A 12,353-nucleotide genomic window follows, 5' to 3' on the forward strand; every position below is an offset into this window, starting at 1 on the left:
CTAGCGTCCCGACAATGTATATACAGAATATGGACGCGTTATTTACAGAATAAATACAGCGCCCGGATGCCCCGGATACGGCTTTTCAACATTCCGCACCCGTGATACGAGCCGCGCAGATTTTCCGCGCGGATACACGCCGCGCCAACCTTCACGGAGTATCCAATGGCTACCGAGCTGACCCTCTCGATCATCAAACCCGACGCCACCAAGCGCAACCTGACCGGCAAGATCATCTCGAAATTCGAAGATGCCGGCCTTCGCGTCGTCGCCTCCAAGCGCATCCATCTTTCGCCTTCACAGGCTGGCGCTTTTTACGCCGAACACAGCGAACGTCCTTTCTACGCTGAACTCTGCGAGTTCATGTCGTCAGAGCCGGTCGTGGTTCAGGTGCTGGCCGGTGACAACGCCATCGCTAAGAACCGTGAAGTCATGGGCGCCACCGATCCGGCAGAGGCTGCCGACGGCACCATCCGCAAGGAATTCGCTGTTTCCAAGGGCGAAAATTCGGTCCACGGCTCCGACAGCCCGGAATCCGCTGCACGCGAAATCGCCTTCTTCTTCTCCGGCCTCGAACTGGTCGGCTGATCCTGCAGCGCAGGTCTTGTGGGGGGCGCGGGCCGGTCGGTCCGCGCCCTTTGACATTGCCGTGTTCCTTTCGTCGGGTTAGGACGGTAAAAACCCGAAAGGTGACAAGAACATGCGTGCATTCGTTTTTCCGGGCCAGGGCGCCCAGACCATTGGCATGGGACGTGAGCTGGCCGAAGCTTACCCTGTCGCGATGGATGTTTTTCGCGAGGTAGATGAGGCGCTTGGCGAAAACCTCTCGAAATTGATCTGGGAAGGCGAGGCCGAGGAGCTGACTCTGACGCGCAATGCACAGCCTGCGTTGATGGCGACATCGATGGCTGCGTTCCGCGCGCTTGAAAGTGAAGGGATCAATATTTCCGCCGCCGATTATGTGGCGGGTCACTCGCTTGGGGAATATTCTGCGCTATGTGCTGCCGGGGCGTTCAGCCTTGCCGATACCGCGCGGCTGCTGCGTCTGCGGGGTCAGGCCATGCAGGATGCGGTGCCGGTGGGCGTTGGCGCGATGGCCGCGATCCTCGGGTTGGATTTCGCCGCCGTTGACGAAATCGCACGGGAGGCCGCAGGCGAAGATGTTTGCCAGGCCGCCAATGACAACGATCCCGCCCAGGTCGTGATTTCCGGGCACAAGGACGCAGTAGAGCGTGCGGCGGCCCTGGCCAAGGAACGCGGTGCGAAGCGCGCGCTGATGCTGCCGGTCTCGGCACCGTTCCATTCGGTCCTGATGCAACCCGCCGCTGCCGCGATGTCCGACGCACTTGCCGCTGTCGAAATCCAGCCGCCCGCCGTTCCGCTTGTCGCCAATGTCCGTGCCGAGCCGGTGATTGAGCCGGGCGCGATCCGTATTCTGCTGGTTGAACAGGTCACCGGATCGGTCCGCTGGCGCGAGTCGATTGAATTTCTCAGCGGTGCCGGCGTCACCGAATTCTGGGAAATCGGTGCCGGAAAGGCGTTGTCAGGTATGATCAAACGCATCACCAAAGAAGCCGAAACACGCGCGATTGGCACGCCTGCCGATATCGCCGCCGTCAAGGACGCCTGATGCGGCCTATCGGAATTCTCGGTGGCATGTCCTGGGTATCTACCGCGCACTACTATGCTACGCTGAACCGGATGGCGGCGGAAAGAATGGGCGGGCTTCATTCGGCGCGGATATTGCTGCATTCGGTGGACTTTGCACCGATTGCCCAGATGCAGAAGGATGATGATTGGGAAGGTGCGGGTGCGCTTCTGGCGGATGCCGCGCGCGGGTTGGAGGCTGCCGGTGCGGGTCTGCTGCTGATCGCGGCGAATACTATGCATCTGGTCGCCGATCAGGTTGCCGCTGCGGTCGATCTGCCGCTGATCCATATCGCCGATGCGACGGCTGCCGCGATCTCTGCCGCGGGGCTGCGCCGTCCGGGGCTGATCGCTACGGCCTATACGATGGACCGGCGTTTTTACCGCGACCGGCTGGAGGCTGCGGGCCTTTCGCCCGTGCTGCCAGATGCAGATACACGGCAAGAAATTCACCGGATCATTTTCGACGAACTGGTCCGCGACGAGGTCCGCGACGAAAGCCGTCGGTTCTATGAAAAGGCGGCAGCGAAGCTGGTGGCAGAGGGGGCGGATTGCGTGATCCTTGGCTGCACAGAGGTCGGATTGCTGCTGAATGCGGGTAATGTGCCTGCACCAGTCTTCGACACCGTCGAAATTCACTGCCGGGCGGCGATCGAGGCCGCATCTTTCGAGACAGGAGAGGTATATGTTTGATCTGACAGGGAAACGTGCGCTTATAACCGGTGCTTCGGGCGGCATCGGCGGCGCGGTGGCAGAGGCGCTGCACACAGCCGGGGCGACGGTTGCACTGTCGGGCACGCGCGAGGGGCCGCTGAACGAACTGGCGGGAAAGCTGGGAGAACGCGCCCATGTCGTCACCGCGAATCTGGGCGATCCGGATGCGGTCGAAGCGCTGCCGAAAGCCGCGGTCGAGGCGATGGGCGGGGTGGATATTCTGGTAAACAATGCCGGAATCACCCGCGACAACCTATTCATGCGCATGTCCGACGAAGAATGGGCCCAGGTGATCGACGTGAACCTGACGTCAAGCTTCCGGCTGTGCCGTGGCGTACTGCGCGGAATGATGAAGGCGCGGTGGGGACGCATCGTCAATATCACCTCTGTCGTCGGTGCGACTGGCAATCCGGGACAGGGCAACTATGCCGCTGCCAAGGCCGGGCTGGTCGGCATGTCCAAATCGCTGGCGTATGAGGTGGCAAGCCGTGGCATAACCGTCAATTGCATCGCGCCGGGCTTTATCGCCACGGCAATGACGGAAAAGCTGAACGACGATCAGAAAGGCAAGATCCTGACGCAGATACCCGCAGGCGCGATGGGCAGTCCGAACGATATCGGTGCAGCGGTGCTTTACCTTTCCAGCCCCGAATCGGGATACGTCACTGGCGCGACTTTGCACGTCAATGGCGGCATGGCGATGCTGTAATGGTTAACGGTGGCAGGCATTTCCACGCCGAAAACGCCGCGAAAGCGGTTGCATGGGCGGGTTCGACTGCTATATCCCGTTGTGAGGCACGGGGGTTACCCCGGCATCGCGGCATGGCCGCAAACCTAGGGCACGTGCCCGCGAACATGAGGATAAGACATGAGCGATATCGCTGATCGCGTGAAAAAAATCGTTGTCGAGCATCTCGGCGTGGATGAGGACAAGGTCGTTGAAACCGCGTCTTTCATTGACGATCTGGGTGCAGACAGCCTCGACACGGTCGAGCTGGTCATGGCCTTCGAAGAAGAGTTCGGGATCGAAATTCCTGACGACGCCGCCGAAACCATTCAGACCTTCGGCGATGCCGTGAACTTCATCAAAGGCGCGGTCTGATCCGTTGCTGAAGTTTTAAGAAAAGCGGCGCCTTCGGGCGCCGTTTTTTTGTTCAGGCAGTTGTCTGTCCCATCAGGTGAGCGCGGTTATTACCTGCAAGGTTCGATGACGTCTGGCATGCTAGGCGGAGATCGGTTGTGATGCCAACGCTGGTCTGGCTCAACCGCCGTAGCTGCGCGATCCGGTGCGGGAGGTGGAGGACGCGCCGAAGCCGCCTCGTTGGCTGACCTGTGCCGCTGTCATCGGTGCTTTGCCGACGGTCGAGGGTGCCTTGGTGAAGGTCGAGCCAGCGACCCTGCCTGTGCCGCGATTGTTGGCGAATGTCTGCTTGCCATCAGGTGTCGCGAAGCCGCCCTGTGCGGTGCGCACCATCGGTTGCGACATGACCCCGCGCCCGCCGCCCAGCATAGAGCCGATCATGTAGCCCATCAGCATCGGCATGAAGATAGAGCCGCCGCCGGACTGGTTTTGCGCGGCGGGATCGGTTTCGCAACTGCCGGCACCGTGTTCCTGCTCGCAAAGCTCTTTCGATTCGTATCGCGGCGCGGTCTCCAGATGGGTTTCCTGCGCCGCTGCGAACTGGGTCTGGCAATCCTGTTCGGTGAAGAACAACGATCCGTTCCGTGCCTCTGCCACGCAGCTTTCCAGATCAGGGAAGGCGGCGGCGTCGGTTTTTTCTTCCTCGCAGGCAGCCAGTGTCATCACTGCCGTTCCGGCCAAAAACAATGCGACATGGCGGGAACGTTTGCGGATCGGCTTTTTGGCAGAAGCGGTCATATTCAGCCCTCGATGTAATGCGGCTTGAAGCGCGAAAGATTATGCGTGATGCGAGAGGCGTCCTCTCGGATGCCCATACCGACACAGGTTTCGCCGACAATCCAGGCCCCGATGACGGGGTAAAACCCACCAAACTCCGGCAGCGGAGCAAGGGCCTGAACGATGCGGGCATGATGGTCATAGCTGTCATCGGGTGCCCGCTCAACCTCGCGTCCGGATTGGTGGATGACCACCCCCGCACCTTCGCGCGAAAAGATCGGCTTTGTGACATGGCCGGCGCGCAACATGTCCGCCGCACCCTCAAACGCACGGGCGATGCCGGAAGGGGGCGCTTCGCCACGCATTGCGCCCGCGACATCGGCCTCGAAAAAGGCTGGCAGAAGGTTCGGATGGCCGGGGAACATCTGCCAGAGAAGCGGCAGGATCGCTTTGTTCGACACGACGGCTTTCCAGGCGGGTTCGATAAACCGTGTCCCGGAAGAGGCAAGATGCTGTGCGAAATCGTCGCGCAGCATATCTTCCCACGGGTAAAGCTTGAAAAGCGTGCCGATCACCCTGTCTTCGTCATCGGCAAACTGACCTTCCTTTGTAAGCCCAATTCCGGCCAGATCTGTAAAATGCGCACCCATACCGGCTTCGCGCGCAGCCCAGCCGAGCGCCTCCACCGTGGCATAATCTTCTGGATTGGACTTATCCGCCGCAAAATGGATGTCCGTGCCCGGCTCTGCGATCTCAGCAATGCGGGCGACAAGCGCCTCGTGGATGGCATTGAATTGATCCGTGCCGGGCGACAACACGCCAAGGCGCTGCTGTTCTTCCAGCCAGAGCCACTGAAAGGATGCAGATTCGTAAAGTGACGTCGGCGTATCCGCATTGTATTCCAGCAGTTTCGCCGCGCCGGTACCATCGTAAGCCAGATCCATGCGGCCATAAAGTTCAGGCTCGGCCGCTTTCCAGCTGTCGGCGACGAAATCCCAATGCGCTTCGGGAACCGCCATGCGCTGCAACCATTCGTCGCTGGCAAGGGCTGTGACCACGGCCTCGCGGACCATTTCGTGCAGCGCGGTACAGGGATCTTCTATATCGTTTTCAACCTCCTCCAGCGTGAAGTGATAGGCAGAGGTTTCTTCCCAATACGGCTCCCCTCCCATATCGGCGAAGGTAAAGCCCAGCTCTTGGGCGCGGTCGCGCCAGCCGGGTCGTTCGGGCAGGTCGATTTTCTTCATGATCGGTCCGTATGACTGCGCCCTTCAAATGGCGCTTTGCCGCCGATCTTGCAAGCAATGCCTGTTAATTGTCCCAACCTGCTCTGGAATCGACGGTAGATCCGAGGCATGAAAGAGACAGTTCGTTTTATGTCGTGTCGGGAACGGTCATGCAGAATTTCATTGCTGCTGTCGTCAGCATATGTCTTTCCTCCGTATTATTGAAAAGGGGCGATTACACGCGAACCTGAGCGCGGCGGCAAGCCGTTGGGCAATATTGGTTAGGATATTCAAAGTTAAGCGGCTCTGGATTTGAGAGCCACATTTATCAGATTTGGCCACATCAGATCGGTCGGACCTTTCGGTCATTTTTTTGAGAGAACTTATGGAGTTGCTTATATGATCCGCGCCGCCAGTATTTGTTTGCTTTCAACCTTTGCGATGGCGGTCATTCCGACCACACAAGCCGCAGCACAGCCAGCACCCGGCGCGGTGGCGCAGACGCTGGAAGTGGGAACGATCACGCTCAGCGCAGAAGATGTGCCCGTCACACTCAATCTTTCTGGCGTCGCTGTCGCGAGTGAAAGCGCGCAGATCCGGCCACTGGTGCAGGGTATCGTTCAGGAAATCCGTTACAGTCCCGATCAGCAAATGGCGCCGGGCGATGAGATGTTCCAGATTGATCCAACCAGCTATGAGGCCGCGCTTGCTTCGGCAGAGGCAAACCTGCAAAGCGCAGAGGCAGCCCGTGACGAGGCGCAGTCAAACGCTGATCGCTACGAGGCGCTTGCAGGCCGTGGTGTTTCCGAAGCAGAGGCGGAATCGGCGCGTTCAGCGCTTTTGCAGGCCGAAGCCGCCGTTGCGGTTGCGCAGGCCAGCCTTCGGACGGCCCAGTTCGACCTGAACAATACGACGATCACGAGCCCGATCGAGGGGCAGGCATCGGTTTCAGAAGTTTCGGTCGGCGACCTCGTCACAAGCGGGCAGTCCGATGAACTTGCCACGGTAACACGGCTGGACCCTATCTATGCCGACCTTGCCGATACGAGCGCGAGGATGCTTCGCCTGCGTTCGATGTTCGAGGCCGGGACCGTGCAGCCGGGCGACTCGCTCGGCGTGGCGCTGATCCTTGAGAATGGTCAGACGGTCGGCGGATCGGGTGAGGTGATCTCTGTCGGTGATCAGGTGTCGACCAGCACCGGAACGTTCAACGTCAGAGTTCAGATCGCGAACCCACGTCGTCTGATCCTGCCGGGCATGTTCGTGTCGGCGCGCCTGACCATCGGTGAGCATCAGGCAATGCTTATCCCGCAGGTCGCGGCTTCGCCACAGGCCGATGGCACGCTGTCGGTCTATCTGGTCGAGGATGGCAAGGCCGTGGAACGGGCCGTGCAACCGACCGGCTCCACCGATTCAGCGTGGATCGTGCCGGAAGGGTTGGCGGACGGCGACCAGCTGATCGTCGACAATCGCGACAATCTGCGAGATGGGATGGGGGTGACCGCGGTTGCTTCGACTGTGGGAACCGGTGGCGTTGTCAGCGATGCCGGAGAGCAGGGCGAAGCCGTGTCTGAAGAGACCGGCAGCGAAGCCGGTGCATCCGATCCCGCATCGGCCGAGGCGGGGCAGTAATGTCCCGTTTCTTTATCCGCAGACCCGTCTTTGCCTGGGTCATTGCCATCGTCACGATTTTGCTTGGCGCGCTTGGGATGAACACGCTGCCGGTGTCACAGTATCCAGAGGTCGCACCGCCGACGGTCCGGATCAGCGCAAGCTATACCGGCGCCTCTGCCGAGGCCGTTCAGAACAGCGTTACCTCTGTCATCGAAGAATCGCTGACGGGTCTGGACGGGATGGTCTACATGACCTCGTCGTCGTCACGTGGCAGCTCATCCGTTTCGGTTGTGTTCGAGCAGGACGAGGATGGCGAGCAGGCCCAGATCCGCGTGCAAAACAAGGTTTCGGGCATAACGGGGCAGTTGCCATCGGCCGTCCAGCAGCGGGGTGTGACGGTTTCACGCTCAACCTCTTCTATCCTGATGATAGGTGCGCTTGTCAGCGACGACGGCAGCCGCAATACAGCCGCGCTTGCAGACATCATGTCCAACACGATTCAGGACTCGGTCGAGCGGACAGAGGGCGTGGGTGGCGTCAGCAGCTTCGGTTCCGGCTATGCGATGCGCATCTGGCTGGACCCGCAGAAGCTGCACCAGTTTGCGCTGACTCCGTCGGACGTCACCGCTGCGGTTCAGGCGCAGAACACCAATGTCTCGGTTGGCTCTATCGGCGAACAACCTGTTATCGAGGCGCAGCAATTCACCGCAGACGTCACGGCACAAAGCCAGTTGACCTCCGTCGATGAATTCCGCGCCATCATGCTGAAGACCGAAGCCAGCGGCGCGATTGTCCGGCTTGGCGATGTTGCCCGGATTGAGATCGGACAGGAAAGCTATGGCGGAGAGGCGCGGTTCAATGGCAAACCGGCGGCCGGCTTCGGGGTGAACCTGGCGACAGGGGCCAATGCGGTGGATACTGCCGAAGCCGTCCGTGCGGTGCTGGACGATCTGGCCGGTTCATTGCCGGAAGGGGTCTCAATCCAGATCCCATATGACACGGCACCCTTTGTCGAGCTGTCCATCGAAAAGGTCTATCACACGCTGGCCGAAGCGATCATCCTGGTGTTCATCGTCATGCTGGTCTTCCTGCAAAGCTGGCGTGCGACCCTGATCCCGACGCTGGCTGTGCCCGTCGTGCTGATGGGCACCTTCGGCATACTGGCTATCGCAGGATATTCGATCAACACGATGACCATGTTCGCGATGGTTCTGGCCATCGGCCTTCTGGTCGATGACGCGATCATTGTCGTCGAGAATGTCGAACGGATCATGGAAGAGGATGGCGTTGACGCCATGACCGCCACCGAAGAGAGCATGGGCCAGATCACGGGTGCATTGATCGGGACCACCGCGGTGCTTTGCGCGGTTTTCCTGCCAATGGCATTTTTCGGTGGCGCGACGGGCGTCATCTACCGGCAGTTCTCTATCACCATCATTTCGGCGATGGTGCTGTCGACTGTTTTCGCTTTGACGCTTACCCCTGCGCTTTGCGCGTCCATGCTGCGTCGGAAGGCAAAAGAACCGATTGCGCCGGCCCGCTGGTTCAATCGTGGCTTCGACCGCAGCCAGAATGGCTATGTTCGAATTCTCGGCGGGATTTTGCGTGTACCCCTTGCCGGGGTCGTGGCGCTCGCCGTGGTCGTGGCACTTGCGGTTTTCATGTATCAGCGCCTGCCTGCCTCTTTCCTGCCGGAGGAGGATCAGGGCGTTTTGATGACGATGATCAACCTGCCATCAGGCGCGACCACCGCGCAGACTGACGCCGTCATGTCCGATGTCGAGGATTATCTGCTCAACGACGAATCCGACGGTGTCGAGGCGGTGTTCGGCTCGCTCGGGTTCGGTTTCGGCGGCAGTTCACAGAATTCCGCGATGATCTTCGTGAAACTGCGCGACTATGAGGAGCGGCTGTCGCTGGACGGACAATCCGCCTCTGAAATTGCCATGCGCGCCACGATGGCTTTCGCGGCCGACCGGCGCGGGCAGATTTTCTTCATGCAGCCGCCGGCGATCATGGGCATGGGCAATACCGATGGTTTCAGCGCCTACCTTGTCGATCAGGGCGGGAATGGTCACGACGCACTTGTCAACGCTGCCCAGCAACTGGTCGCAGCGGGTCAGCAGGGCACGCAACTGACCAATCTGCGCGGTGCGGAGGATCAGCAGAAAACAGCGCTGCGCATAAATATCGACCGAGAGCGGGCAGAGCGATTTGGGCTGACCCTGACGGATGTCAACGGAATGCTGTCGACGATCTATTCCGGGACCGAGGTGAATGACTTCGAATATGGCGCGGAACTGAAGCCCGTCATCGTGCAGGGCGATGCACCCTACCGGATGCAGCCCGGCGATATCGAGGACTGGCACGCGCGCAATGCGGACAACGAAATGGTACCGTTCGGCGCCTTTACAAGCACAAGCTGGGAGGATGTGCCTGTTTCCCTTGATCGCTACGGTGGTACGGCGGCCTTGTCGCTGTCGGGGTCGCCCGCGGAAGGCGTCAGCTCTGGTGATGCGATGGACGCGGTCGAAGCGCTTGCGGCGGATCTGGATGGCGGCTATGGCATCGCGTGGAGCGGCATTTCCTATCAGGAACGTCTTTCTGGTTCGCAAGAGGTGTTCCTGTACGCGATTTCGGCGCTTGTCGTGTTTCTCTCGCTTGCCGCGCTGTATGAAAGCTGGTCTATCCCGCTGGCGGTCATGCTGGCGGTGCCGGTCGGCCTGATGGGTGCGCTTGCCGGTGCGCTGCTGTTGGGGCAGTCAAACGACGTCTACTTCAAGGTCGGACTGCTTGCGACAATCGGTCTGGCAGCGAAGAACGCGATCCTCATCGTGGAATTTGCGGTTGAGCAGCAAAGCAAGGGCATGTCCGTGCTGGATGCGACGCTGTCTGCCTCTCGTCAACGTCTGCGTCCGATCATCATGACCTCTCTGGCCTTTATCCTTGGTGTGCTGCCGCTTGCGCGCGCGACGGGGGCGGGTGCCGGGGCACAGAATGCCATCGGCTCTGGCGTCATGGGTGGTATGATTGCGGCCACGGTGTTCGGTATCTTCCTGATCCCGGTGCTGTTCCTGGTCGTCAGGCGCATCTTCGGCAGGCGCAAGGCAAAGGCCGAACCGCAACCCGCAGGTTAAGATTTGCCACGCCGATACAGCCGTTCGGCGGCTGCCTCGCCGGAGGCGCAGGCTTCAAGAAGGCAGTCTAGGTCTTGCGGCGACAGCGTCAGAAGGCGCGACCGCCTGCGTTGTGGCAGTTTGCTGGCCTGACCGACCCAGGAGGCTGGCGCCGACCCTGCGACGGCATTGCCAAGGTGTCGCGTCGTCTCGACCGGGTCGGACATCAGATCGGCGTGGCGCAGCGTTGTGATAGGGTGGTTGCGGAGCGCCGCTTCGCCGCGTTGCATCAGCGCCGACCAGAAACTGCCGCAGTCCCTCAGTGACGGCTGTCGGTTCAGTATCCGGTTCAGCGGCAGGGCGCGATCCATCCGCGAAAGGACGGGCCATATAACTCCACGCCCAAGGTGCCGCGTCGGAGAGATAGGATCAATCAGCCCAAAGCCATATTTCCATAACCAGATAGCCATTCGTCCCGGCGCGTAGTCGCGCAACGACAGAGCGGTTTCCGCACCCGAGCGCAGCAGGACAATGAGCTTCGCCTTCGTAAACCTCCGTAACAGGATCCCGGCTGCTGTAAGAGAGCCACCGGATCGCTCTGCCCAGACCGTTGGCTGCTGTGATCTGCGCGCGGCGAGCGTCCTGAACAGGAAAAGATAGTGATCAGCCAGCGTTCCATAAGCACGGGCGTCAATCATGGGGCGCAGATCATCGAAGGCGGCGTCCGGGTGATCTTCCAGATGCGGAAGGGTGATGGCAAGCAATGGCGGGCAGTTCCAAGGGTCGTGGCGCGGGTGTTTTGTCAGGTGTTAGAGGAACTCATCAGGTGCGGTATCCGGGTTTCCGATCCGTGACATTCCTGCAAGCGGCTGAGACAGGGCCCGCCAGAAGGTCGGAACATCGCAATTTGCGGGCCGAAACGCCCGTGGGCCAATCATCGCGAAGCACTCTGAAATGCTGAGCACGTCTGGATGTGCGCGCAACATATTGGACACCAAGGTCGATCCGCAACGGGCAGAGCCGAGAAGCAGCACACCAGACATGCCCCTGGCATCTTCGCACGGCGTCAGAATCTGAGAAATGCCGCTGCTCAACCCTGCTGATTTTCCAGATCGCGCAGAACGCGCAGCACCAGCACATCGGCAAGTTGCTTTGCACTGGCGGTGGTCAGTAAATCAAGCCGGTGCGAGGCACGAAGCTCGGCAAGGCCCTGAATGGCTGCGAACATGGCGGCCGCTTCCTGACGTGCATTGGGTGGCGGCAGCCTTGGCGCGGTGGCGATCAATTCCTGTGCAATCATGTCGAGAAGTTCATTGATGGCTTCCAGATACCATTCAGGGAAATTTTCAGAACGGCGCGGACCGTCAAACAGGGCGCGGAACAGCATCGGCTCCGCCTCGACCAGATCCAGGTAGTTCGAAGCAAGCGCACGAAGCCGTTCGCGGGGAGTATCTCCCGATAAGTTATTAAAAAGATCGGCGATTCTGGCGAAATTGGTTCTGTTCACTTGCCACAGTACATCGGGCAGGCTCTCGAAAAGGTTATAGATCGTGCCGGGGGTGTATCCGACGGCTTTTGCAAGCCTTCGCGCCGTCAGCGCCTCGGGGCCTTCGTCAAGGATGATCTCACGCGCCATGTCGAGCGTTTGCTGGCGAAGTTCTTTCCGAGAGCGTCGAGGGCGCGGAAATTTGTTTCCGGAAGAAGCCGGGTTATTGACTGTCATTTGCTGGGGTATATTTGCCTGAAAGTCTGATGAACTTAGTTCGGATTTAAACGTGACCTTTTAGTACGGAATGGTCAAGTTTCAACACTTGAACAGTGTTCAGGAAAGCTTGCCATGTATCTTTCATCAGAACTGCACAGGAAAATCAGCAGGCCATCCCGCCCCGTCGTTGCTGTCCGGATAGAGGGGACAGGCTGCTATCGTCCAGAGCGGATCGTGACCTCGAAAGGCATTGACCGGAGGCTCGGCTGGCAGGACGGCCATACGGAATCGCGCTATCGCATCCACGCGCGCGGTGTGGCCGAGGGGTCTGAGACAAGTTCATTCATGGCCGCGGAAGCAGCGCAACAGGCGCTTGATGCGGCGGGAGTCGCAGCGGATCAGGTCGATCTTGTTTGGCTGCCTGCGGCGTAGGAGAGCAGCCTATTCCTGCAACCGCGACATTGGTTCATCAC

The 12,353-nt window shown here is 60.0% G+C and carries 12 protein-coding genes; 8 read left to right on the forward strand and 4 right to left on the reverse strand.

All coding sequences use genetic code 11. From position 1 onward, the window contains the following. Nucleotides 1-165 precede the first annotated feature (165 nt). The 5 genes from ndk to PAF20_RS03800 all read left to right on the forward strand — a co-directional run bounded on the left by ndk (nt 166) and on the right by PAF20_RS03800 (nt 3,463). The gene (ndk, locus tag PAF20_RS03780; protein WP_271072410.1) at nt 166-588 is read left to right on the forward strand and encodes a nucleoside-diphosphate kinase; all 423 of its coding nucleotides are present in this window, start codon (nt 166-168) and stop codon (nt 586-588) included. A 112-nt stretch (nt 589-700) separates the two neighbouring features. Further along, entirely contained in the window at nt 701-1,630 is a 930-nt protein-coding gene (fabD, locus tag PAF20_RS03785) for an ACP S-malonyltransferase (RefSeq protein WP_271072411.1), read from the forward strand. Next, entirely contained in the window at nt 1,630-2,340 is a 711-nt protein-coding gene (locus PAF20_RS03790) for an aspartate/glutamate racemase family protein (RefSeq protein WP_271072412.1), read from the forward strand. Before fabD ends, PAF20_RS03790 begins: the two co-directional genes overlap by 1 nt. Continuing rightward, nucleotides 2,333-3,070 (forward strand): 3-oxoacyl-[acyl-carrier-protein] reductase, encoded by a 738-nt coding sequence (gene fabG / locus PAF20_RS03795; protein WP_271072413.1) that lies wholly within the window; start codon nt 2,333-2,335, stop codon nt 3,068-3,070. Before PAF20_RS03790 ends, fabG begins: the two co-directional genes overlap by 8 nt. 159 nt (nt 3,071-3,229) lie before the next feature. Continuing rightward, a complete protein-coding gene (locus tag PAF20_RS03800) occupies nt 3,230-3,463 on the forward strand; it encodes an acyl carrier protein (protein WP_101498706.1) in 234 nt (77 codons plus the stop codon). Between the two features lie 159 nt (nt 3,464-3,622). Here PAF20_RS03800 and PAF20_RS03805 read toward each other — a convergent pair whose 3' ends face one another. Then, a complete protein-coding gene (locus tag PAF20_RS03805) occupies nt 3,623-4,240 on the reverse strand; it encodes a DUF1190 domain-containing protein (RefSeq protein ID WP_271072414.1) in 618 nt (205 codons plus the stop codon). A 2-nt stretch (nt 4,241-4,242) separates the two neighbouring features. Continuing rightward, nucleotides 4,243-5,466, reverse strand: a complete 1,224-nt coding sequence (locus tag PAF20_RS03810) for a glutathionylspermidine synthase family protein (protein WP_271072415.1) — start codon at nt 5,464-5,466, stop codon at nt 4,243-4,245. A 420-nt stretch (nt 5,467-5,886) separates the two neighbouring features. Between PAF20_RS03810 and PAF20_RS03815 the strand changes: the two genes are divergently transcribed. Beyond that, complete coding sequence (locus PAF20_RS03815; protein ID WP_271072416.1) at nt 5,887-7,077, forward strand: efflux RND transporter periplasmic adaptor subunit; 1,191 nt, start codon at nt 5,887-5,889, stop codon at nt 7,075-7,077. Continuing rightward, a complete protein-coding gene (locus PAF20_RS03820) occupies nt 7,077-10,196 on the forward strand; it encodes an efflux RND transporter permease subunit (protein WP_271072417.1) in 3,120 nt (1,039 codons plus the stop codon). The genes PAF20_RS03815 and PAF20_RS03820 overlap by 1 nt, the downstream gene beginning before the upstream one ends. Here the strand turns inward: PAF20_RS03820 and PAF20_RS03825 are convergent. Together PAF20_RS03825 and PAF20_RS03830 are read right to left on the reverse strand one after the other, a co-directional pair. Continuing rightward, a complete protein-coding gene (locus PAF20_RS03825) occupies nt 10,193-10,939 on the reverse strand; it encodes a sulfotransferase (RefSeq protein WP_271072418.1) in 747 nt (248 codons plus the stop codon). The genes PAF20_RS03820 and PAF20_RS03825 overlap by 4 nt on opposite strands. A 326-nt stretch (nt 10,940-11,265) precedes the next feature. After that, the gene (locus PAF20_RS03830) at nt 11,266-11,811 is read right to left on the reverse strand and encodes a TetR/AcrR family transcriptional regulator (RefSeq protein ID WP_271072419.1); all 546 of its coding nucleotides are present in this window, start codon (nt 11,809-11,811) and stop codon (nt 11,266-11,268) included. Between the two features lie 201 nt (nt 11,812-12,012). Here PAF20_RS03830 and PAF20_RS03835 point away from each other — a divergent pair, with 201 nt between their 5' ends. Beyond that, nucleotides 12,013-12,312, forward strand: coding sequence for a beta-ketoacyl-[acyl-carrier-protein] synthase family protein (locus PAF20_RS03835; protein WP_271072420.1), 300 nt, complete (start codon nt 12,013-12,015; stop codon nt 12,310-12,312). Nucleotides 12,313-12,353 lie beyond the last annotated feature (41 nt).

It is taken from the genome of Paracoccus albus (assembly GCF_027913035.1).
Classification (GTDB): domain Bacteria; phylum Pseudomonadota; class Alphaproteobacteria; order Rhodobacterales; family Rhodobacteraceae; genus Paracoccus; species Paracoccus albus.

What these genes read in the sequence shown, in the direction of transcription:
- fabG (WP_271072413.1), top strand. Translation starts at nt 2,333, where the DNA reads ATGTTTGATCTGACAGGGAAACGTGCGCTTATAACCGGTGCTTCGGGC.
- PAF20_RS03810 (WP_271072415.1), bottom strand. Translation starts at nt 5,466, where the DNA reads ATGAAGAAAATCGACCTGCCCGAACGACCCGGCTGGCGCGACCGCGCC.
- PAF20_RS03815 (WP_271072416.1), top strand. Translation starts at nt 5,887, where the DNA reads ATGGCGGTCATTCCGACCACACAAGCCGCAGCACAGCCAGCACCCGGC.
- PAF20_RS03835 (WP_271072420.1), top strand. Translation starts at nt 12,013, where the DNA reads ATGTATCTTTCATCAGAACTGCACAGGAAAATCAGCAGGCCATCCCGC.
- PAF20_RS03800 (WP_101498706.1), top strand. Translation starts at nt 3,230, where the DNA reads ATGAGCGATATCGCTGATCGCGTGAAAAAAATCGTTGTCGAGCATCTC.
- ndk (WP_271072410.1), top strand. Translation starts at nt 166, where the DNA reads ATGGCTACCGAGCTGACCCTCTCGATCATCAAACCCGACGCCACCAAG.
- PAF20_RS03790 (WP_271072412.1), top strand. Translation starts at nt 1,630, where the DNA reads ATGCGGCCTATCGGAATTCTCGGTGGCATGTCCTGGGTATCTACCGCG.
- fabD (WP_271072411.1), top strand. Translation starts at nt 701, where the DNA reads ATGCGTGCATTCGTTTTTCCGGGCCAGGGCGCCCAGACCATTGGCATG.
- PAF20_RS03830 (WP_271072419.1), bottom strand. Translation starts at nt 11,811, where the DNA reads ATGGCGCGTGAGATCATCCTTGACGAAGGCCCCGAGGCGCTGACGGCG.
- PAF20_RS03820 (WP_271072417.1), top strand. Translation starts at nt 7,077, where the DNA reads ATGTCCCGTTTCTTTATCCGCAGACCCGTCTTTGCCTGGGTCATTGCC.
- PAF20_RS03805 (WP_271072414.1), bottom strand. Translation starts at nt 4,240, where the DNA reads ATGACCGCTTCTGCCAAAAAGCCGATCCGCAAACGTTCCCGCCATGTC.